The sequence below is a fragment of the Microbacterium sp. HMH0099 genome, assembly GCF_049384025.1.
Classification (GTDB): Bacteria; Actinomycetota; Actinomycetes; order Actinomycetales; family Microbacteriaceae; genus Microbacterium.
In genome coordinates this window covers 542623-563383 of record NZ_JBMRJR010000002.1, presented here as the reverse complement: position 1 = coordinate 563383, position 20761 = coordinate 542623, and the positions used below count along the sequence as shown (strand labels likewise).

Genomic DNA, 20761 nt, shown 5'->3' with positions numbered 1-20761 from the left:
CCCACGCGACCCGCACCTCCGAGGGGAACCGGCGCGGCCCGCCCGTCACACCCGCGGCTCGTGCGTCTCGATGGCGACGATCCCGGAGCCGGGGTGCTCCACGGGGATGTGCACCACCGAGAACGCCGCCGTCTCCAGGGCCGCCGAACTGCCCAGGTAGGACCCGCGCATCGTGCCGGTGGCCAGGGCCAGCTCGTTCATGATGTCGGGGAGCACGGGGCCGTGGCTCACCAGGACGACGGGCTTGCGCGCCCGGACCCGCTCGCCGACCACCGCGCGGGCGTCGCTGCGCCCCACCTCCCAGTCGTCCTGACTGATGGCGCGGCACAGGTCCACGCGCTGATGCAGGGCCTCGGCGAGCGGCGCGGCCGTCTCGACGCAGCGGTCCGCGGGGCTCGAGACGATGCGGCGGACACCGAACGCGCGCAGGGGGCCGACGATGGCCCGCGCCTGTCGGACGCCGCGCGGGCTGAGCGGGCGGGCGGCATCCGGACCCTTCCAGTCCTCGCGCGACTTCGCCTTCGCGTGCCGCAGCACCACCACGGGGAAGGTGGGAAGAGCGTTCTCGTCCACGAGCCGCACGAACTCGTCGAGGATCTCGATGTCCACCGGGTAGCTGAGGTGCTTGCGCGCCTTCTTCAGCCCGACCCATTCGATCGCCGCGATCTCCTTGTTCGGCACGAAGGTCGACGCGCGGACGGCGGCCTCCGTCGCCTCCGCCGCCCAGTAGTGCACGACCTTCGTCCGGGAGCTGGGGAGGCGGTAGCGCGACACCCCGACGGGCACGCCGAGCGCCACGGCGATCCCGGTCTCCTCGCGGATCTCGCGCACCGCCGTCTCGGCCAGCGTCTCGCCCGGGTCGACCTTGCCCTTGGGCAGGGTGACGTCCCGGTACTTGGTCCGATGGATCAGCAGCACCCGCAGCTTGTCGTCGACGACGCGCCAGACCACGCCCCCGGCGGCGTAGACGGCGGTTTCGCTCACCGGACCGCCCGGGCGCGACGCTTGCGCTGGATCCGCGTCATGGTGTGCTCCTGCAGGTCGATCAGGGGGGTCCCGTCGGCCTGCACGCTGTGCCGCACCCACTCGCCGTCCGAGCGCAGGTGCCACGAGCTCGTCTCCTCGCTCATCGCCAGGTCGAACAGCGCGTTCAGGTCGCCGACCTGGCGCTCGTCCACGACGCGCACGAGCGCCTCGACGCGGCGGTCGAGGTTGCGGTGCATCATGTCGGCGCTGCCGATGTAGACCTGCGGGTCGCCGTCGTTCGCGAATGCGAAGATGCGCGAGTGCTCGAGGTAGCGACCGAGGATGGAGCGGACGGTGATGTTCTCGCTCATCCCGGGCACACCGGGCTTGATGGAGCAGATGCCGCGCACCCAGACCTCGACCGGCACGCCCGCCTGGCTCGCCCGGTACAGCGCGTCGATGATCTGCTCGTCGACCATCGAGTTGACCTTGATCCGCACGCCGGAGGGCTTGCCGGCCAACGCGTTGCGGCGCTCCTTGTCGATGTGGCGCAGCAGTCCCTTGCGCAGGTGGAGGGGAGCGACGAGGAGGCGCTTGAACTTCTTCTCGATCGCGTAGCCGCTGAGCTCGTTGAACAGGCGGGTGAGGTCGCGGCCCACCTGGTCATCGACCGTGAACAGACCGAAGTCCTCGTAGATGCGGCTGGTCTTCGGGTTGTAGTTGCCCGTGCCGACGTGGCTGTAGTGGCGCAGCACGCCGTCCTCCTCGCGGATGACGAGCGCGAGCTTGCAGTGCGTCTTCAACCCGACGAGGCCGTACACGACGTGGACGCCGGCCTTCTCGAGCTTGCGCGCCCAGACGATGTTGTTCGCCTCGTCGAAGCGCGCCTTCACCTCGACGAGCGCGAGGACCTGCTTGCCGGCCTCGGCGGCGTCGATGAGGGCCTGCACGATCGGGCTGTCGCCCGAGGTGCGGTACAGCGTCTGCTTGATGGCGAGCACATGCGGGTCCTTGGCGGCCTGCTCCAGGAACGCCTGCACGCTCGTCGCGAAGGACTCGTACGGGTGGTGGACGAGCACGTCGCCCTTGCGGATGGCCCCGAAGATGTCGGCGCGCCCGTTCTGCTCGGGCGGCTGGAAGGGCAGCGCCGTCTTGGGCACGTGCGGGGGGTAGCGCAGGTCGGGACGCTCGATGCGCGACAGGTCGAACAGCCCGCGCAGGTCGAGGGCGCCCGGCAGCCGGTAGACCTCCTGCTCGGTGATGTCGAGCTCGCTCAGCAGCAGGTCGCGCGTGAGGTCGTCCATGTCATCGGTGATCTCGAGACGGATGGGCGGCCCGAACCGGCGGCGGAGCAGTTCGGCCTCGAGCGCCTGGATGAGGTTCTCGGTCTCGTCCTCCTCGACCGTGACGTCCTCGTTGCGGGTGAGGCGGAACGCGTGGTGATCCAGCACCTCCATGCCCGGGAAGAGGTCGCCGAGGTGGTTGGAGATGAGCTCCTCGAGCGGCAGGTAGCGCACGCCCGGGCCGTCGCCGGAGACCTCGACGAAGCGGGGCAGCATCGGCGGCACCTTGAGGCGGGCGAACTCCTGGCGGCCGGTGCGGGCGTTCCGGATGCGGATCGCGAGGTTCAGCGACAGCCCCGAGATGTAGGGGAACGGGTGCGCCGGGTCGACGGCGAGCGGCATCAGCACCGGGAACACGTTGCGCTGGAAGTACTCCGTCAGCTTCTCCTGGACGGATGCCGCCAGCGACCCCCACGACACGACCTCGATGCCGGCCTCGGCCAGGGCGGGCCGGACCATGTCGGTCCACGCGGCGGCGTGGCGCAGCTGCAGGCGGTGCGCCTCGGCCGAGATGTCGGCGAGCACGTCCTGCGGCGCCCGGCCGACGTTCGTGGGCACGGCGAGGCCGGTGACGATGCGCCGCTTCAGGCCGGCGACGCGCACCATGAAGAACTCGTCGAGGTTGCTGGCGAAGATGGCGAGGAAGTTGGCCCGCTCGAGCACCGGGATCGTGGGATCCTCGGCGAGCTCCAGGACGCGCTGGTTGAAGGACAGCCAGCTGATCTCGCGGTCGAGGTACCGGTGGTCGGGTAGCTGGTCGTCCTCGGCCTCCACGGCCTCGTCGAAATCGTCGTCGTCCGCGTCGCCCAGGCCCGCGTCGAGCACGTCGTGTTCGATCATCCCCACATCATGACAGGGGTCGGTGACACGCGTGTGAACGGTTGCGTTCCGCGGGGCTCAGACCGTGGTGGCGGGGACCGGCGGCTGATCGTCCTCGTACACGTTGAAGCGGTACCCGACGTTGCGCACCGTGCCGATGAGCTGCTCGAGGTCGCCGAGCTTGGCGCGCAGACGGCGGACGTGGACGTCGACCGTGCGGGTGCCGCCGAAGTAGTCGTAGCCCCAGACCTCGCTGAGCAGCTGCTCGCGGGTGAAGACGCGCGACGGGTGCGTGGCGAAGAAGTGCAGGAGCTGGAACTCCTTGTAGGTGAGGTCGAGCGGCTTGCCGTGCACCTTGGCGGAGTAGGAGGACTCGTCGATGGTGATGCCGGAGGTCTGGATGCGGGTGGAGACCTGGTCGGCGCTGCGGCGGCCCATCGCGAGGCGCACGCGCGCATCGATCTCGGCGGGGCCCGCGCCCACGAGCACGACGTCGTCGACGCCCCAGTCGGTGGAGACGGCCGTGAGCCCGCCCTCGGTGACGACGAGGACGAGGGGCGCCTCGAGTCCGGTCGTGGTGAGGATCTTGCACAGCGACTTCGCGCCCACCAGGTCGGTGCGCGCGTCGACGAACACCACGTCCGCGGACGGGGCGTTGACGAGCTGCGCGGGCTCGGCGGGGATCTGCCGGACGCGGTGGCTCAGGAGTTCGAGCGCGGGCAGCACGGGACCGCCGCCGGGGGCGGAGCTGAGAACGAGGAGCTGTGCCAAACGGACCTCCGAGTGCGGCCTGCGTCCCGCCCATCTTAGAGTGCACGCTCGCTCCCGCTGTCAACGACGGCGTGGAGGCGTGCGCCGCCGCCGGCCGTGCGCCAGGATGGAGCCCATGTCCTTCCCCGACCTCGCCCCGCGTCGCACCGTCGGCGGCGTCGTCGCGGTCTGGGTGCTCGCCGCGGTCCTGGGCGTCGCGGTCGGCGTCTTCGTCCCGTCCGAGTGGCGGGCGCAGTGGGCGACCGTGGCTCTGGGCGTGTGCGTGATCGTCGCCTTCGCCGTGCAGCTCTGGTACGGCCGTTCGCAGGCGTTCATCCAGCGGGTCGCGGCGAGCGTGCTCGGCGCCCTCGTCGTCCTCGGACTCATCACGGCAGGTTTCGGGCTGGCGATGCTCGTCGCCGGTTAGAGTTGACCCATGGATCTCCTCGCGCTCGAACTGTTCTTCGTGGGACTTCTCGGTCTCGCCTCCCTGGCGATCGTGTTCGTGTCCGGAGTGGTGATCAAGAACCTCTACCGCGGCCAGCGCTGAGCGGCCCGCTGTGATCGAGCTTCCGACCGATCTCCCCTCCGACCTCGTCCCCCTCGCCTGGCTCATCGGCGTCTGGGAGGGCACGGGCGTCATCGACTACGAGGTCGACGGCCGCTCCTATTCGGGGGAGTTCCAGCACCGCGTGAGCTTTAGCCACGACGGCGGACCCGTCCTCAACTACTCGGCGCACGCCTGGCTGCTCGACGGCGACCAGCGCCGCCCCCTGGTGTCCGAGATCGGCTACTGGCGTCTCGGCCGCCCCGCGACCGATGCCGACCCCGGCCCGGCGCTGCTGCCGGCTGTCGCCGAGGCCGCCCCGCGGACCGCCGACGACGTCGAGGCGCTCCGCAACGCCGAGAACGGCTTCGACCTCGAGGTCAGCATCGTGCACTCGGACGGCGTCATGGAGCTGTACCTGGGACAGGTCCGGGGCCCGCGCATCGACATCGCGACGGATGCCGTCGTCCGCACGGCCGGGGCCAAGCCCTACGTCGCGGCCACGCGCATGTACGGCCTCGTCGACAACCACCTGCTGTGGGCGTGGGACATCGCCGCCCTGGGCCGCGAGCTCGGCTCGCACGCCTCCGCGCGCCTGGCCCGGGCGGAGTGACCGTGGCCACTCTCGCCGAGGTCCCGGGCGCCGTCCTCGACGACGACGGCGGGCTCCGCCATGTCGGCTCTCCTCTCACGGAGCAGCGCCGCCTGGCATCCGGGTCCGCCTTGGCCCCGCTCGCGGACCGTCGCGTCCTCACGGTCGGCGGCGAGGACCGTCTCAGCTGGCTCGACTCGCTCTCGTCGCAGGCGCTGACGCACCTGCCGGCCGGCGTCTCGACCGAGCTGCTGATCCTGGACCCGCAGGGGCGCGTCGAGCACGCCGCCGCGCTCGTCGACGACGGTGCGACCGCCTGGCTGATCGTGGATGCCACGGATGCCGAGCCCCTCGCCGCCTGGCTGACCCGCATGCGCTTCCGCCTGCGCGTCGAGGTGCGCGACCGCTCGGACGAGCTCGCCGTGATCGGCGGCACCCGCGACGCCGTGTCGGCGCTGTCCGCCGTCGCGCCGGAGGGGCGTGCCGTCGTCTGGGTCGACCCGTGGCCCGAGGTGTCGCCGGGCGGGTGGGCGTACGCCCGCGTCGAGCCGCACCCCGGGGCGGACCGGGACTGGGCGGAGGCCGTCGTCGAGCGCGCCGAGCTCGACCGTGTCGTCGCCGCCGCGGCCGCGGGGGAGCAGTCCCTCGCCGGTCGCGAGGCGGTCGAGGCGCTGCGCGTCGCCGCCTGGCGGCCGCGTCTGTCGGTCGACGCCGACGAGCGCCTCCTGCCCCACGAGATGGACTGGCTGCGCACCGCGGTTCACCTGTCGAAGGGCTGCTACCGCGGGCAGGAGACCGTCGCCAAGGTGCACAACCTCGGCCACCCTCCCCGGCGCGTGGTCGCCCTGCAGCTGGACGGCAGCGACAGCATCCTGCCGTCCCGGGGCGACGCGGTCCGCGCGGGCGACACCGTCGTCGGGGCGATAACGTCGGTCGCCGTGCACCACGAGGACGGTCCCATCGCTCTGGCGCTGATCCGCCGGAACGCCCCCGAGGGGGTGACCCTCGAGATCGACACCGCGGACGGCGTGATCGCCGCCGCGCAGGAGACCGTCGTCCCCTCCGACGCCGGCGCCACCGCGGGGGTCCCGCGCCTGCCGCGTCTCGGACGCCGCCGCGCCGCGGAATGAGCGACGGCGAGACCTGGTCGACGACCTCCGGGGTCGTCGTCCCGCGGTCGCGCATGAGGTCGAGCCTCCGCCGGCGCCTGGCGCGCCTGCGCGAGTCCGCGCCGGCCGTCGCGCAGATCGTCGTCGCGGCCACCGCGGCGTACGTCTTCGCGCATCTCGTCCTCGGGCATCCGGCGCCGCTGCTCGCGGCGACGGTCACCGTCTCGAGCCTCGGCCTGGTCCGGGACGCCCGCCCCTGGCGGGTGGCCGAGACGGTCGCGGGCATGCTCGTCGGCATCCTCATCGCCGAGATCGTGCTGCTGCTCGCCGGCGCCGGGTGGTGGCAGCTGGCGATCGCGATGACCCTCACCCTCATCGTCGCCCGGTTCCTCTCGCCCCAGCCGGGGTTCGCGCTGGCCGCGGTGGTCCAGTCGCTCATCGCCCTCATCGCCGTGGGCGGCGCCCCCTTCCTCCGTCTGCTCGATGGCATCGTCGGCGGGGCGGCGGCGCTCCTCGTGACCGCGCTCATCCCGCGGACCCTGCGGCGCACCGAGCTGCGCGACGCCGACGAGCTCTTCGACGCCCTGGATGCCGCGATGTCGACGATCGTGCGGGCACTGCGCCGCGGCGACCGCGCCCGGGCCGACCGCGGGCTCGACCGCGCCCGCTCGCTGCAGACGTACGTCGACGCGTGGACGGGGTCGCTGGAGTCCGGCCGCGAGGTGGCGCGCATCTCGCCGTTCCTGCGCCGGCAGCGCGGCGAGCTCCAGCGCCACGAGCGCGCCCGGGCCGCCCTCGACCTGGCCACGCGGAACCTCCGCGTCATCGCCCGTCGGGCGGCGTACCTCTGCGCCGACGGCGAGAGCCGTCCGGTTCCCGCCGACCTGCTGGCCGAGCTCGCCCGCGGCGCCTCCCTCGTGCGCGACGCCCTCGCCGACGCCGACCGCGAGCCGGAGGCGCGGGCGTATCTGGCCGCGATCGCCCGGCGCCTGGACCCGGCGGCCCTGCTCCCCGGCGGCGGGGTGGGGGAGCTGAACCTGCTCGCCGCCCTCCGGCCGCTGGCCGTCGACCTGCTGGTCGCGGTGGGAGTGCCCTCCGGCGAGGCGCGCGACCTCCTGCCGCGCATCTGAGCCGCGGTCGGCTCGGCGCCGCGTCGTCTCGCACGAGAAACGCGTTCTGCACCGAGAAACTCGCGTACCCGGCGTTCCTCCGTGCATAGGGCGTTTCTCGCGGTTCCCGCCGACGCACCTCCCGCGGCGCACGTCCCGCCGCGGCGCACGACTGCGGCCGACGCTAGCCCCGCGGCGCGACCGCCGACCAGTCCACCGTGACCTCGCCGAGGCGCCACCGACCCGGCTCGCGGACCGGCCATCCGGCATCCCTCATCGCCCCGACGGCGGTGCGCCAGCGGTGGACGGGACCGAAGGGGGCGACGGCCGAGGCGCGGGCCCACTCCTGGTCCAGAGCCGTGAGGAACGCGTGCACCCCTTCGCCGGGGACGTTCCGGTGGATGAGGGCCTTGGGCAGACGCTCGGCGGCGATCGACGGAGCGTCGAGCACGTCCAGGCGCAGGGACACCGTGAGGGTCCGCGGAACGGCGTCGGCCCCGACCTCGATCCACGTCACGACGCGCCCGATCTCGTCGCAGGTCCCCTCGACGAGGATGCCGTCGGCGCCGAGGCGCCCGCACATCCGCCCCCAGGCGTTCGCGACGTCGGCCTCGTCGTACTGCCGCAGGACGTTCATGGCCCGGATGATCGCCGGCTGTCGGCCGCGCGGGACGGGCACCTCGAACCCGCCGAGCGCGAACCCCACTCCGGGCACGCCGGCGGCCTGCGCCCGGGCGCGCGCGACGCGGTCCGGATCGATCTCGAGACCGAGGACCTCGACGTCCGCCCGCACCCGCCGCAGCCGCGCATGCAGCTCGAGGGGGGTGACGGCGCTCGCCCCGAAGCCGAGGTCCACCACGAGCGGATCCCCGGCCCGGCGGAGCACCGGGTGCCGGGCGATCCAGCGGTCCACCCGTCGCAGTCGGTTGACCCCGGTGGTGCCGCGCGTGGGGCGGCCGACGGGGGAGGCGTTCACCCGAACATCCTGCCAGCCGGGTGCCGGGTCCGCGGCCCGTGGAGGACCCCGCCGTCTCGCTAGCATGGAGGCATGACCGAGCCTTACACGCTGATCCTCCTCCGTCACGGCCAGAGCGAGTGGAACAAGACCAACCAGTTCACCGGGTGGGTCGACGTCCGCCTCACCGACCAGGGCAAGGCCGAGGCGAAGCGCGGCGGCGAGCTGCTCGCCGAGTCCGGCATCCTGCCCGACGTCCTGCACACCTCGGTGCTCAGCCGTGCGATCCAGACGGCGAACATCGCCCTCGACGCCGCCGACCGTCTGTGGATCCCCGTCAAGCGCTCGTGGCGCCTCAACGAGCGCCACTACGGCGCCCTGCAGGGCAAGGACAAGGCGCAGACCCTCGAGGAGTTCGGCAACGAGCAGTTCATGCTCTGGCGCCGCTCGTTCGACGTGCCGCCGCCCGCGTTGCCCGCCGACGACCAGTACAGCCAGGTCGGCGACCCCCGTTACGCCGACATCGACGGCGAGGTGCCCGACACCGAGTCGCTGAAGATCGTCATCGACCGCATGCTGCCCTACTGGCAGAGCGACATCGCCCCCGACCTGCAGGCCGGCAAGACCGTCCTCGTCACCGCCCACGGCAACTCGCTGCGCGGTCTCGTCAAGCACCTCGAGGGCATCAGCGACGGCGACATCGCCGAGCTGAACATCCCGACCGGCATCCCGCTCGTGTACCGCCTCGACGCCGACCTCCGGCCGCTCGGCCCCGGTCAGTACCTCGACCCCGAGGCCGCCGCCGCCGGTGCCGCCGCGGTCGCCGCCCAGGGCAAGAAGGACTGACGCACCGGAACGAGAAAGAGGGTGGATGCCATCGGCATCCACCCTCTTCGTCGTTGCGGGGTCAGACGACCGGCGCGTGCTCGACGGTGGTGTCCTCGCCGTCGTTGGCCCAGTCGCCGGTCGCCAGGTAGACGACCTTCTTCGCGACGGACACGGCGTGGTCGGCGAAGCGCTCGTGGTAGCGGCTCGCGAGCGTCGCGTCGACGGTCGCGGTGGCCTCGCCCTTCCACGAGTCGCCGAGCACCTTCTCGAACACGCTGACGTGCAGCTCGTCGATGTCGTCGTCGGCGTCGCGGATCGCCTCGGCGATGCGCAGGTCCTGCGTGCGGAGCAGCTCCGCGAGCTTGCGGGCGACCTCGACGTCGAGCTCGCCCATGCGGGTGAAGGTGCCCTTCAGACCGCGGGGGATCGCACGCTCGGGGAAGCGGGAGCGGGCCAGCTGGGCGATGTGCTCGGCCATGTCGCCCATGCGCTCGAGCGACGCGCTCACACGCAGCGCGGTGACGACGATGCGCAGGTCGCGGGCGACGGGCTGCTGGCGGGCGAGGATCTCGATCGCGAGCTCGTCGAGGGCGATGGCCTTCTCGTCGATGACCGCATCCGCCTCGATGACCTCCTCGGCGAGGGAGACGTCGCTCGTGCCGAACGCGCGGGTGGCGCGGTCGATGGCGACGGTCACCAGGTCGGCGATCTCGACCAGACGGCTCTGGACGTCTTCAAGGGACTGGTGGAACACTTCGCGCATCGCAACTGACCTTCCTCGTTCGCGGCACGGCACACACGCGTCCCGCGACCCTCCGCGATTGTTCCCAGCGAAGGTTAACGAGTGGTGCTGTGACAGTGAATAGTAGCCCTCCCCGGCGACGGTGCGCGGCTGAACGTCCGGTGACGCACAGATCGCGCCCCTACGCTGGAGGCATGGATCAGACGCAGCTCTCGCTGCTCGCGCTCCTCGTGGGATTCCTCGTCGGAGGCTCCGTCGTCGGCCTCGTCGTCGGAGCGCTGCGTGCCCGCGACCGGGCGCTGGCGCAGGTGTCGACCGCCGTGCCCGAGGGCGTCGAGGCGATGCTCGGAGCCATGGACGACCCCGCGTTCGTCTGCGACACCTCCTCCACGGTGCTCGCCCTCTCGCCGGCCGCCGAGGTGTTCGGACTCGACGAGGGCCAGGTGATCGCGAGCGACGATCTGCGCCGCGTGGCCCGCGCCGCGCGCGACACCGGCGCGGCGGTCGCGGAGAACCTGCGGCTGCGGCGGGGGGCCGCTCCCGCGGAGCCGCGGCTCGTGGCGGTCCGTGCCACCCCGATCTCGCCGCGGCTCGTGCTGCTGGTCCTGCGCGACATCACCGAGCGCGAGCGGGTCGAGGAGATGCGCCGCGACTTCGTCGCCAACACGAGCCATGAGCTGAAGACGCCCGTCGGCGCGGTGAGCCTCCTCGCCGAGGCGATCGAGTCCGCCGCCGACGACCCGGCGCAGGTGCGCGCCTTCTCGGCGCGGCTGCAGGCGGAGATCGCGCGCTTGAGCGCGCTGACCAACCGCATCCTCAGCCTCTCCCGCCTGCAGGCCGCCGACGAGCTGCGCGACGTCCGCGACGTCTCGATCGACGAGGTCGTCACCGCCGCGGTCGAGTCGCACGCGCTGCAGGCCGATTCCGCCCAGGTGACGGTGGTCCGCGGCGGGACCAAGGGGCTGTGGGTACGCGGCGAGCCGCAGATCCTCACGGAGGCCGTCGGCAACCTCATCGCCAACGCCATCGCCTACTCGCCGAACGGGTCGAAGGTGGGAGTCGGGGTCAAGCTCGACGACACCGTCGTGGAGATCGCGGTCACGGACCGCGGCATCGGCATCCCCGAGGGCGACCAGCACCGCGTGTTCGAGCGGTTCTACCGCGCCGACCAGGCGCGCTCGCGCCGCACCGGCGGCACCGGCCTCGGGCTGTCCATCGTCAAGCACGCGGTCCAGCGTCATGGCGGCGAGGTGCGCCTGTGGTCGCGCCCGGAGCGCGGCTCGACCTTCACCATCCGCCTCCCGCAGTCCGAGGCGCCCGATCTCGACCAGACCCGCACCAAGCCGCGCCGGAAGCCCCGCAAGCCGCCTGCCGCGCGCCCCGTACCCGTGAAGGGGGACACCCTATGACCCGCGTCCTGATCGTCGAGGACGAGCCCGACCTCGCCGACCCGCTCGCCTATCTGCTCCGTCGCGAGGGCTACGAGGTCGAGATCGCCGAGGACGGCGCGCTCGCCCTGACCGCGTTCCGCGAGCGCGGTGCGGACATCCTCCTGCTGGATCTCATGCTCCCGGGGATGCCGGGGACGGAGGTGTGCCGGCAGCTGCGCCTGACCTCGCAGGTGCCGATCATCATGCTCACCGCCAAGGACTCCGAGGTCGACATCGTGGTGGGGCTGGAGCTCGGCGCCGACGACTACGTCACGAAGCCGTACTCGACCCGCGAGCTGCTCGCGCGCATGCGGGCGGTCCTGCGCCGCCGCACGCCCGAGGACGCCGACCTCGACGACCGCGTCCTCACGGGCGGTCGCGTGACCCTCGACATCGACCGGCACACGGTCGCGGTGGACGGCGGCGAGATCAACATGCCGCTGAAGGAGTTCGAGCTCCTGGAGGTGCTGATGCGCAACGCCGGTCGCGTGCTGACGCGCGGCCAGCTCATCGACCGCGTCTGGGGGACCGACTACTTCGGCGACACCAAGACGCTCGACGTCCACATCAAGCGCATCCGCTCCCGCATCGAGCAGAACCCGAGCGAGCCGACCATGCTCGTGACGGTGCGAGGTCTCGGCTACCGCTTCGAGTCCTGATCCCGGGAACGACGAAGGCGCCGACGGTCCTGCCGTCGGCGCCTTCGTTCGTGCTCAGGACGAGGGGGTCTCGGTCGCGGACGGCGTCTCGTCCGGCGACGGGGTGACCAGCGGGGTCGGGGCGACCGTCGGGGTCGGGCCGGCCGGGGCGAGGTCGCTCAGGTACTCCAGTGCGCCGTCGAGCACGGGGACCTGGATGAGGGCGCCCTCGGAGTCGCCGGACTGGAAGTAGACCGGGGTGGTGGAGCCGGGGACCGCGTCGATGCCCTCGAGCAGCAGCGGCTCGACGTCGTTGGCCAGGTCGCCGAGGCTCAGGGTGGTGCTCGCCGGGACGTTGACCGTCGCGCGGACCGCGGAGGACCCCTCGCCGACCTCGATGCGCAGAGTCTGCTGCTCGAGGGTGTCGTTGACGATGGCGGCGATCATGTTGCCGTCGGTGCCCTCGGCGTCCGCCACGATGAGGGCGTTGCGCACGTGCAGCGGGCCCGACTCGGGGACGTTGACACCGTCCGATGCGGAGTACTGGATGGTCGTCGCCTGCGGAGCGATCAGGTTGCAGCCGGACGTGCCGAGCACGACGGCCGCTCCCACGACGATGGACGCGATGAGGCGCGATTTCACGGATCCTCCAAAGACAGACGGCATCCCCGTCATTCTATGGGGTCCGCGGAACCGGCCCGGTCTCGCGCGCGGGCGGCGTGCGTACCCGGGTGCGCGGGCGCGGGGAGGGGGCGGAACCTTAGCGCATGGGGGCCTGTGGTATCCTGGACGTTGCCGAAAGGACATAACTCCATGCTTTTTGAGGTTGGCGAGACCGTTGTTTACCCGCACCACGGCGCGGCCACGATCATCGAGGTCAAGGAACGCGTCATCAAGGGCGAGACGAAGAAGTATCTGAAGCTCAACGTCACGCAGGGTGACCTGGTCATCGAGGTTCCGGCTGAGAACGTCGATCTGGTCGGCGTTCGCGATGTGATCGGCCGGGAGGGCCTGGACAAGGTCTTCGAGGTGCTGCGCGCGCCGTTCACCGAGGAGCCGACCAACTGGTCGCGTCGCTACAAGGCGAACCTCGAGAAGCTCGCGTCCGGCGATGTGATCAAGGTCAGCGAGGTCGTCCGCGACCTGTGGCGCCGCGACCAGGACCGCGGTCTGTCGGCCGGCGAGAAGCGCATGCTGGCCAAGGCCCGCCAGATCCTCGTCTCCGAGCTCGCTCTGGCCGAGAAGACCGACGAGGAGCGCGCCGGCGTCGTCCTCGACGAGGTCCTCGCGTCCTGAGCCCCCGTCGGCCCCGCGCTAGCGTGGGGGCGTGAGTCTTCCGCCCCCACCGCGCACCGCCGTCATCGTCGTGGCCGCCGGCTCCGGCACCCGCCTGAACGCGGGCGGGCCGAAGGCGTTCGTCGGCATCGACGAGCACTCGATCCTGCGGCACGCCCTTCGCGGCGTGTTCGCGGCAGAGCGGGCGCAGGTCGTCGTCGTGGCCCCCGCCGGGCTCGAGGGCGAGGCGCTCACCGAGGCTCTCTCCGTCGCGGGCGACCGCCAAGACCTCGTGACCGTCGTCCCCGGCGGGGTCACCCGGCAGCAGTCCGTGCTGGCCGGCCTCGCGGCCCTCTGGGGCGACGTGGACCTCGTCCTCGTGCACGACGCCGCCCGCGCGTTCACTCCGCCCGCCGTGTTCGACCGCGTGATCGCCTCCCTCCGCGGCGGCGCCCCCGCGGTGATCCCGGTCGTCCCCGTGGTCGACACCATCAAGCGCGTCGCCGCGGACGGTGCGATCGTGGAGGGCGTGGACCGCGCGGAGCTCGCCGCCGCTCAGACGCCGCAGGGCTTCCGCCGCGACGTCCTCGCCGCGGCCGCCGCCGCGGTCGACGCCGACCACACCGACGACGCCTCCCTCGTCGCCGCGGCCGGCCACCCCGTCGTCACCGTCGCCGGCGACGAGCGGTCGTTCAAGATCACGACGGGCGCCGACCTCGAGCGCGCCCGCGCCCTGCTGCCCGCCGGCCCGGAGGCATCCATGTCCGTTCCCCTCCTCCCGCGGGTCGGCGTCGGCACCGACGTCCACGGTTTCGGCGGGACGGGGGAGCTCTGGCTCGCCGGTCTGGAGTGGCCGGGGGAGCCCGCGCTGTCCGGGCACTCCGACGGCGACGCCGTCGCCCACGCCATCGTCGACGCCCTGCTGGCGGCGGCGGGCCTCGGTGACATCGGCACGCACTTCGGCACCGACCGCCCGGAGTTCGCCGGCGCGCACGCCGACGCCTTCCTCTCCCACACGGTGACGCTCCTCGCCGAGGCCGGCTGGCGGGTGGGGAACGTGTCGGTGCAGGTGCAGGCCAACCGTCCGCGCTTCGCCGCACGCCGGGTCGAGGCCGAGCAGACGCTGTCGGCGGCTCTCGGCGGCGCCCCCGTCTCGGTCAGCGCCACCACCACCGACGGCCTCGGGTTCACCGGACGGTCCGAGGGGGTCGCGGCCTTCGCGACGGCCCTGGTCGTCCCGGTCTGATCCCGGGCCGGCGGCGCTCCTCAGAGCGCGCGGGTCATGAAGGTCGACAGCGGGTCGGGCAGGTACGGCGGGAACGCCGGGCACTCGACGAAGCCCTCGCTCGCGTAGAGGCGACGAGCGGCCAGGAAGTCGTCGGTGCTCCCCGTCTCCAGCCAGAGGCTCAGGATGCCGCGCGCTCGCGCCTCCGCGACCAGGTGATGCAGCATCGCGCGGCCGACCCCGCGACCGAGGTGGGCATCGGCGACGCGCATGGACTTCAGCTCCGCACGGTCCTCGGACAGCCGGGAGAGGGCCCCGATGCCGGCGATCCCGCCGTCGACCCACGCGGAGAACAGCGAGACGTCCTCGCCGCCCAGCGCGTCCAGATCCAGGGCGTGCACGCTCTCCGCCGGGGTGTTGGCGTGCATCCCGGCCAGGTGCGCGGCGGCCAGCGCGCGCGTGGGCGCGCCGGAGAGGTCGTCGGGGCGGATCTCGATCATCACCGTCGGAGCGTACCGACGCCGTGTGACGGCCGGATGTCGTCCACGGGGAGCGGACAGGGGCGGCCGGTAAGCTTGACAAGTGACCGTCCGGATCTATGACACCAAGGCGCAGGCCCTGCGCGACTTCGTGCCCGTCGACCCCGGAAACGTCACCGTCTACGTCTGCGGCCCGACGGTGCAGTCGGGACCCCACATCGGGCACGTCCGCGCCGCCCTCGCGTTCGACCTGCTGCGCCGCTGGCTCGCGCACCGCTTCGGTCGCGTCACCTTCGTGCGCAACGTCACCGACATCGACGACAAGGTCCTCGCCAACGCGACCGACACCGAGCCGTGGTGGGCGCTGGCCTACCGCATGGAGCTCGAGTTCACGCGGGCGTACGCCGCGGTCGGCATCCTTCCCCCCACCTACGAGCCGCGGGCGACCGCGTCCGTACCGCAGATGCAGGAGCTGATCGCCGATCTGATCGACCGCGGTCACGCGTACGCCGCGGCCGGCGACGTCTACTTCGACGTGCGCTCCTGGGCGGGGTACGGCGAGCTGACGCGGCAGTCCCTGGATGCCATGGAGCCGGCGGCCGACGCGGATCCCCGCGGCAAGCGCGACCCCCGCGACTTCGCCCTCTGGAAGGGCGCCAAGGAGGGCGAGCCGTCCTCGGCGACATGGGACTCGCCGTGGGGCGCGGGACGCCCGGGCTGGCACATCGAGTGCTCCGCGATGTCGCGCCGCTACCTCGGACCCGAGTTCGACATCCACGGCGGCGGACTCGATCTGCGCTTCCCCCACCACGAGAACGAGCTGGCGCAGTCGAGCGCCGCGGGCGACGCCTTCGCGCGGTACTGGGTGCACAACGGCCTGGTGACCGTCGACGGTCAGAAGATGTCGAAGTCGCTCGGCAACTTCACGCTCGCCGCCGACGTGCTGGCGGAGCGCGACCCGCGCGTCGTCCGCTACGCCCTCGCCGCGGCCCACTACCGGTCCAGCCTCGACATCTCGGACCGCGGATTCGACGAGGCCGCCAGCGCGCTGGACCGCATCGACACGTTCCGTCAGCGCGTCGTGCGCGCCGCCGACGCGGCGGCCACGGCGCCGGGCACGGTACCGGACGCCTTCGCCGCGGCCATGGACGACGACCTCGGCGTGCCGCAGGCGCTCGCGGCCCTGCACGAGACGGTCCGCGCGGGGAACACCGCCCTCGACGGGGGAGACCTCGCGGCCGCCGTCGCGGCATCCCGGTCCGTGTCGGCGATGCTCACGGTCCTCGGACTGGATGCCACCGACCTCACCGCCGCCGACGGGGGAGCCGAGACCGCTCTCGACGCCCTCGTGCGCACGATGATCGACCAGCGCGCGCAGGCGCGCGCCGACAAGGACTGGGCAGCGGCGGACCGCATCCGCGACGCCATCGCCGCCGCCGGAATCACGCTGGAGGACACTCCGGCCGGAACCCATTGGAGTATCAATGCCTAAGCCAGGACGCCCGGGCGCACGTAACCCCGGCAAGAAGAAGGGCCCGCTGAAGGGCACCGGCGGGCACTCCCGCAAGGCGCTCGAGGGCAAGGGCCCCACCCCGAAGGCCGAGGACCGCGCCTGGCACCCCGCCGGCAAGCGCAAGGCCGCCCAGGAGCGCTACGCCGCCGCGGGCGGGAAGGCCAAGCCCGGCGTCCGCGCCGTCGGCTCGCCGAACCGCAACGCCCGCCCCAAGCAGAGCGATGACACCGAGACGGTCACCGGCCGCAACTCGGTGCTGGAGGCCCTGCGCGCCAAGATCCCCGCGACGGCGTTCTACATCGCGCAGCGCGTGGAGATGGACGACCGCGTCAAGGAGATGCTGTCGATCGCCACGAACCGCGGCATCCCGGTCCTCGAGGTGACGCGTCCCGAGCTCGACCGCATGGCGGGCTTCGACGGCGTCCACCAGGGCGTGGCGCTGAAGGTGCCGCCGTACGAGTACGCGCACCCGCAGGACCTGCTCGAGGAGATCATCGACCGCGACGAGCTGCCCCTGCTCGTCGCCCTCGACGGGGTCACCGACCCGCGCAACCTCGGCGCGATCATCCGCTCCACGGGCGCCTTCGGCGGTCAGGGCCTCATCATCCCGCAGCGCCGTTCGGCCAGCGTGAACTCCGCGGCCTGGAAGACCAGCGCCGGCGCAGCCGCCCGCATCCCCGTCGCGCTCGCGGCGAACCTGACGGCCACGCTGAAGGAGTTCAAGAAGCAGGGCGTCTTCGTGCTCGGCCTGGACGGCGGCGGGGACGTGTCGCTGCCCGCCCTGGAGCTCGCGGACCGCCCGGTGGTCATCGTCGTCGGCTCCGAGGGCAAGGGCCTGTCCCGCCTCGTGACCGAGACGTGCGACCAGGTCGTGTCGATCCCGATCTCGACCGCGACCGAGTCGCTGAACGCCGGCATCGCGGCATCCGTCGCCCTCTACCAGGTCTCGACGCTCCGCGCCGCCGCGGACTGACCCCCACCGAAAGGACGCACCATGCCCCGCATCGCCGTCATCGGAGGCACCGGCTACGCCGGCAGCCACATCGTCACGGAGGCCGTCCGTCGCGGCCACACGGTCGTCTCCGTCGCCCGCTCGGTTCCCGCCGAGCGCGTCGAGGGCGCCACGTACCTGGAGGGCACCGTCCTGGACGTGCCCGGCCTCGTCGCCCAGCTCGAGGGCGTCGACGTGGTCGTCTCGGCCGTCGCGCCGCGCGGCGACATGGCGGGCAAGCTGCGTCCCGCCATCGCCGAGCTCGTCACCGCCCTCCCCGACACGGTGCGCCTCGGCGTCATCGGCGGGGCCGGCGGCTCCCTCGTGGCCGAAGGCGGACCGCGGCTGATCGACACGGACGGGTTCGCCGAGGAGTACAAGCCCGAGGCGAGCGAGGCCATCGGCATCCTGGAGGACCTGCAGGCCGACGACACCGGCCGCGACTGGTTCTACGTGCACCCGGCGGGCGCCTTCGGCGCGTGGGCGCCGGGCGAGCGCACCGGCCGCTACCGCGACGGCGGCGCGGTGCTCGTCGTCGACGAGAACGGCGAGTCGTCCATCGGCGGCGCCGACTTCGCCATCGCGGTCCTCGACGAGATCGAGAACCCGAAGCACGAGCGGGAGCGCTTCACCGTCGGATACTGACCCGGCGGCGCACGCGGAGGCCGTGGCATCCCGGATCGATTCCGGATGCCACGGCCTCCGTCGTCTGCCGTGCGGCGTCGCGCCGCGAGCCCGGGCGGGCGTGTCCCACTCCGTGCTGGTTCGGGGCGCGATTCCTGCACGACGTGGGACACCCCGTGCGGGCGGGTGCGGGGCGGGTGCGGGGCGGCGCGGGTGCCGCGTCAGACCAGGTCGCGCCAGTCGACGTTCGCGGTGTCGGTCGTGGGGACCTCGCCCGTCGCCGGGGCGTCGGCGTCGGAGACCACGGGGACGGACATCGTGTCGGTCGGCGGGCCCATCACGGTGGCCTCGTCGCGGCGGTGGCTGAGCACGTCGTCGATGTAGGAGGTGACGACCTCCGCCAGGGGCACCGACCGCCCGCGCGCCTGCGACATGTACCACCGGTGCTCCAGCACCTGGTGGAAGACCTCCGCGGGCTCGAGCTTGGTCCGCAGGTCCCACGGGATCGCCATGACGATCGGCTCGAACACGCGGGTCAGCCACTCGTGCGCGACCATCTCCTCGTCCGCGCCCAGCCGCGACACACGTGCCCGGAACTCGTCGAGGTCGTTCAGCAGGCGACGGGCCTGGTTCTCCTCGACGTCGAGACCGGTGAGCCGGAGGAGCCGACGCTGGTGGTGGCCGGCGTCCACGACCTTCGGCTGGATCGACACACGCGTGCCGTCGGATGCCGTGGTGATGGACATCTCGCCGATGTCGAAGCCCAGCGCGTTGAGGCGGTGCACGCGCTCGGTGATGCGCCAGGACTCGTCGACGGCGAAGCTCTCGCGGTCGGTCAGGGCGGCCCACAGTGAGTCGTAGGACGAGACCAGTCCGTCGGCGACGGCGACGGCATCCACTCCGCCCTCCAGGCGCCCGCCGGCCTCGAGGTCCATGATCTCGCCCGCGATGTTCGTGCGGGCGACGTCGAGGTCGTGCGCGCGCTGACCCCGGCTGAGGGTGTTGCCGTGCAGCTCGCCCGTCTCGGCGTCGACGAGGTAGGCGGCGAAGGCGCCCGCATCCCGGCGGAACAGAGTGTTCGACAGCGAGACGTCGCCCCAGAAGAAGCCGACGTTGTGCAGGCGCACGAGCAGCACCGCCAGGGCGTCGACGAGGCGGGTGGCGGTGTTCGGCCGCAGCACCTGGGTGAAGAGGGCGCGGTAGGGGAGCGAGAAGCGGAGGTGCGCCGTCACGAGGGCGGCCGGCAGGGGGCGGCCGGAGGCATCCGTCCGTCCGGCGATGACGGCGACCCGCTCGACGCAGGGCGTGCCCAGCCGGTCCAGGTTGCCGAGCATGTCGTATTCGCGCCGCGCCATCTCCTCGGTCGTCTCCTTGATCGCGACGACGCGGCCGGACAGGTTCGCGAAGCGGACGAGGTGACGCGAGATGCCCTTCGGCAGCGCGACGATATGGGTGCTCGGCCAGTCGGCGAGACCCGTGGACCACGGCAGCTGCAGGAGTCCGGGGTCGACGGTGCTGGCGGTGATGCGGAGCGATTCGGGCACGATGCCTCCGGGAGAACGAGTGCGGCGCGCCTCCGCCCGGATCGGATCCGGAGAACGGAGACGCGCCGCAGCGGTGCGTCGGGTCAGGCCGAGGCGATGGCCTTGTCGGTCAGGCGGTCGCCCGACTCGAGGTCGAAGACGTGCACGTGACCGGGGACCGGCGCGAGCACGACCGTCTCACCCGCGTTGGGGTGACGGCGACCGTCGACGCGGGCGACGATGTCGGTGCGCTTGCCGTTGATGTCGGTGTGACCGTACAGGTAGCCGTCGGCGCCGAGCTCCTCGACCAGGTCGACGACGACCGACAGGCCGCGGCCGTCGGCCGGAGCCACCTGGATGTCCTCGGGACGCACGCCGATGGTGACCTCGCTGCCGTGCGCCTTGCCGATGGTGTCGGCCTCGACGGGGACGACCAGGTCGCCGAAGCGGACGCCGCCCTCGGCCAGGTCGACCGGGAACAGGTTCATCGCGGGCGAGCCGATGAAGCCGGCGACGAAGACGTTCTTCGGGGTCTCGTACAGGTCGCGCGGGGTGCCGACCTGCTGCAGGATGCCGTCCTTGAGCACGGCGATGCGGTCGCCCATGGTGAGCGCCTCGGTCTGGTCGTGGGTGACGTAGACCGTGGTGACGCCGAGGCGGCGCTGCAGCGAGGCGATCTGGGTGCGCGTCTGGACGCGGAGCTTGGCGTCGAGGTTCGACAGCGGCTCGTCCATGAGGAACACCTGCGGCTGGCGGACGATCGCGCGTCCCATCGCGACGCGCTGACGCTGACCACCCGAGAGGGCCTTCGGCTTGCGGGTCAGGTACTGCTCGAGGTCGAGCAGCTTGGCGGCCTCGAGCACGCGGGCGGCGCGCTCGTCCTTGCCGACGCCGGCGATCTTGAGGGCGAAGCCCATGTTCTCGGCGACCGTCATGTGCGGGTACAGCGCGTAGTTCTGGAAGACCATCGCGATGTCGCGGTCCTTCGGCGGCACGTCGGTGACGTCGCGATCGCCGATCAGGATGCGGCCGGAGTTGACCTCTTCGAGGCCGGCGAGCATGCGCAGCGAGGTGGACTTGCCGCAGCCGGACGGGCCAACCAGGACGAGGAACTCGCCGTCGGCGACCTCGAGGTTGAGCTTGTCGACCGCGGGGCGCGTGCCTCCGGGGTACAGACGGGTTGCGTTGTCAAAGGTGACGGACGCCATGTTCTCTTCTCCTTCACCGGCAGGTACGTGCCGGACGATCCGTAGTGAATGGAATGAGCGGGGGCGACCCCGCGCGCGCGACAGTGAGCGCAGGC

At 72.3% G+C, this 20761-nt stretch carries 21 protein-coding genes; 12 read left to right on the top strand and 9 right to left on the bottom strand.

The window, feature by feature from the left end; genetic code table 11:
- Positions 1-45: 45 nt before the first annotated feature.
- Genes ACO03V_RS06425 through ACO03V_RS06415 form a run of 3 tightly spaced genes read right to left on the bottom strand, consistent with a single transcriptional unit; the run spans position 46 to position 3899 of the window.
- Complete coding sequence (locus ACO03V_RS06425; protein WP_367726188.1) at positions 46-984, bottom strand: NUDIX hydrolase; 939 nt, start codon at positions 982-984, stop codon at positions 46-48.
- Positions 981-3149, bottom strand: a complete 2169-nt coding sequence (locus ACO03V_RS06420) for an RNA degradosome polyphosphate kinase (RefSeq protein ID WP_367726189.1) — start codon at positions 3147-3149, stop codon at positions 981-983. The genes ACO03V_RS06425 and ACO03V_RS06420 overlap by 4 nt, the downstream gene beginning before the upstream one ends.
- Before the next feature lie 57 nt (positions 3150-3206).
- A complete protein-coding gene (locus ACO03V_RS06415; protein WP_423137012.1) occupies positions 3207-3899 on the bottom strand; it encodes a winged helix-turn-helix transcriptional regulator in 693 nt (230 codons plus the stop codon).
- Positions 3900-4014: 115 nt separating this feature from the next.
- On the opposite strand from ACO03V_RS06415, the gene ACO03V_RS06410 reads away from it, so the two are divergent.
- The 4 genes from ACO03V_RS06410 to ACO03V_RS06395 all read left to right on the top strand — a co-directional run bounded on the left by ACO03V_RS06410 (position 4015) and on the right by ACO03V_RS06395 (position 7256).
- Complete coding sequence (locus ACO03V_RS06410; RefSeq protein ID WP_367726191.1) at positions 4015-4305, top strand: hypothetical protein; 291 nt, start codon at positions 4015-4017, stop codon at positions 4303-4305.
- Positions 4306-4438: 133 nt separating this feature from the next.
- On the top strand, positions 4439-5038 hold the full coding sequence (locus tag ACO03V_RS06405) for an FABP family protein (RefSeq protein ID WP_367726192.1): 600 nt from the start codon (positions 4439-4441) through the stop codon (positions 5036-5038).
- A 2-nt stretch (positions 5039-5040) separates the two neighbouring features.
- Positions 5041-6147: a YgfZ/GcvT domain-containing protein gene (locus ACO03V_RS06400; protein ID WP_423137011.1), complete on the top strand. Its 1107-nt coding sequence runs from the start codon at positions 5041-5043 to the stop codon at positions 6145-6147.
- Positions 6144-7256: an FUSC family protein gene (locus ACO03V_RS06395; protein ID WP_367726194.1), complete on the top strand. Its 1113-nt coding sequence runs from the start codon at positions 6144-6146 to the stop codon at positions 7254-7256. Before ACO03V_RS06400 ends, ACO03V_RS06395 begins: the two co-directional genes overlap by 4 nt.
- 163 nt (positions 7257-7419) lie before the next feature.
- On the opposite strand, the gene ACO03V_RS06390 is transcribed toward ACO03V_RS06395, so the two are convergent.
- Complete coding sequence (locus tag ACO03V_RS06390) at positions 7420-8211, bottom strand: class I SAM-dependent methyltransferase (RefSeq protein WP_423137010.1); 792 nt, start codon at positions 8209-8211, stop codon at positions 7420-7422.
- 72 nt (positions 8212-8283) lie between these two features.
- Between ACO03V_RS06390 and ACO03V_RS06385 the strand changes: the two genes are divergently transcribed.
- Positions 8284-9036, top strand: coding sequence for a phosphoglyceromutase (locus ACO03V_RS06385; protein WP_423137009.1), 753 nt, complete (start codon positions 8284-8286; stop codon positions 9034-9036).
- 61 nt (positions 9037-9097) lie between these two features.
- On the opposite strand, the gene phoU is transcribed toward ACO03V_RS06385, so the two are convergent.
- Positions 9098-9781 (bottom strand): phosphate signaling complex protein PhoU, encoded by a 684-nt coding sequence (gene phoU / locus ACO03V_RS06380; RefSeq protein ID WP_367726197.1) that lies wholly within the window; start codon positions 9779-9781, stop codon positions 9098-9100.
- Positions 9782-9954: 173 nt separating this feature from the next.
- Between phoU and ACO03V_RS06375 the strand changes: the two genes are divergently transcribed.
- The gene (locus tag ACO03V_RS06375) at positions 9955-11169 is read left to right on the top strand and encodes a sensor histidine kinase (RefSeq protein WP_367726198.1); all 1215 of its coding nucleotides are present in this window, start codon (positions 9955-9957) and stop codon (positions 11167-11169) included.
- On the top strand, positions 11166-11849 hold the full coding sequence (locus ACO03V_RS06370) for a response regulator (protein WP_367726199.1): 684 nt from the start codon (positions 11166-11168) through the stop codon (positions 11847-11849). Before ACO03V_RS06375 ends, ACO03V_RS06370 begins: the two co-directional genes overlap by 4 nt.
- Positions 11850-11903: 54 nt before the next feature.
- Here the strand turns inward: ACO03V_RS06370 and ACO03V_RS06365 are convergent, their stop codons facing one another.
- The gene (locus ACO03V_RS06365; RefSeq protein ID WP_367726200.1) at positions 11904-12470 is read right to left on the bottom strand and encodes a DNA modification methylase; all 567 of its coding nucleotides are present in this window, start codon (positions 12468-12470) and stop codon (positions 11904-11906) included.
- Between the two features lie 171 nt (positions 12471-12641).
- Between ACO03V_RS06365 and ACO03V_RS06360 the strand changes: the two genes are divergently transcribed.
- Positions 12642-13124, top strand: a complete 483-nt coding sequence (locus ACO03V_RS06360; RefSeq protein ID WP_367726201.1) for a CarD family transcriptional regulator — start codon at positions 12642-12644, stop codon at positions 13122-13124.
- Positions 13125-13155: 31 nt separating this feature from the next.
- A complete protein-coding gene (gene ispD, locus ACO03V_RS06355) occupies positions 13156-14349 on the top strand; it encodes a 2-C-methyl-D-erythritol 4-phosphate cytidylyltransferase (protein WP_423137008.1) in 1194 nt (397 codons plus the stop codon).
- Between the two features lie 20 nt (positions 14350-14369).
- On the opposite strand, the gene ACO03V_RS06350 is transcribed toward ispD, so the two are convergent.
- Positions 14370-14828 carry a GNAT family N-acetyltransferase gene (locus tag ACO03V_RS06350; RefSeq protein ID WP_423137132.1) on the bottom strand — a complete coding sequence of 153 codons (459 nt, stop codon included), beginning with the start codon at positions 14826-14828 and terminating at the stop codon, positions 14370-14372.
- 82 nt (positions 14829-14910) lie between these two features.
- Here ACO03V_RS06350 and cysS point away from each other — a divergent pair, with 82 nt between their 5' ends.
- From cysS to ACO03V_RS06335, 3 genes are read left to right on the top strand one after another with little or no spacing between them, the layout of a single operon-like run.
- Positions 14911-16299: a cysteine--tRNA ligase gene (gene cysS / locus ACO03V_RS06345; protein WP_423137007.1), complete on the top strand. Its 1389-nt coding sequence runs from the start codon at positions 14911-14913 to the stop codon at positions 16297-16299.
- Entirely contained in the window at positions 16292-17293 is a 1002-nt protein-coding gene (rlmB, locus tag ACO03V_RS06340) for a 23S rRNA (guanosine(2251)-2'-O)-methyltransferase RlmB (RefSeq protein ID WP_423137006.1), read from the top strand. The genes cysS and rlmB overlap by 8 nt, the downstream gene beginning before the upstream one ends.
- A gap of 21 nt (positions 17294-17314) precedes the next feature.
- Positions 17315-17956 carry an NAD(P)-dependent oxidoreductase gene (locus ACO03V_RS06335; protein WP_423137005.1) on the top strand — a complete coding sequence of 214 codons (642 nt, stop codon included), beginning with the start codon at positions 17315-17317 and terminating at the stop codon, positions 17954-17956.
- 200 nt (positions 17957-18156) lie between these two features.
- Here the strand turns inward: ACO03V_RS06335 and ACO03V_RS06330 are convergent, their stop codons facing one another.
- Both ACO03V_RS06330 and ACO03V_RS06325 read right to left on the bottom strand, forming a co-directional pair.
- The gene (locus tag ACO03V_RS06330; RefSeq protein ID WP_423137004.1) at positions 18157-19479 is read right to left on the bottom strand and encodes a DUF4032 domain-containing protein; all 1323 of its coding nucleotides are present in this window, start codon (positions 19477-19479) and stop codon (positions 18157-18159) included.
- A gap of 83 nt (positions 19480-19562) precedes the next feature.
- Positions 19563-20666 carry an ABC transporter ATP-binding protein gene (locus ACO03V_RS06325; RefSeq protein WP_367726207.1) on the bottom strand — a complete coding sequence of 368 codons (1104 nt, stop codon included), beginning with the start codon at positions 20664-20666 and terminating at the stop codon, positions 19563-19565.
- Between the last annotated feature and the right edge of the window lie 95 nt (positions 20667-20761).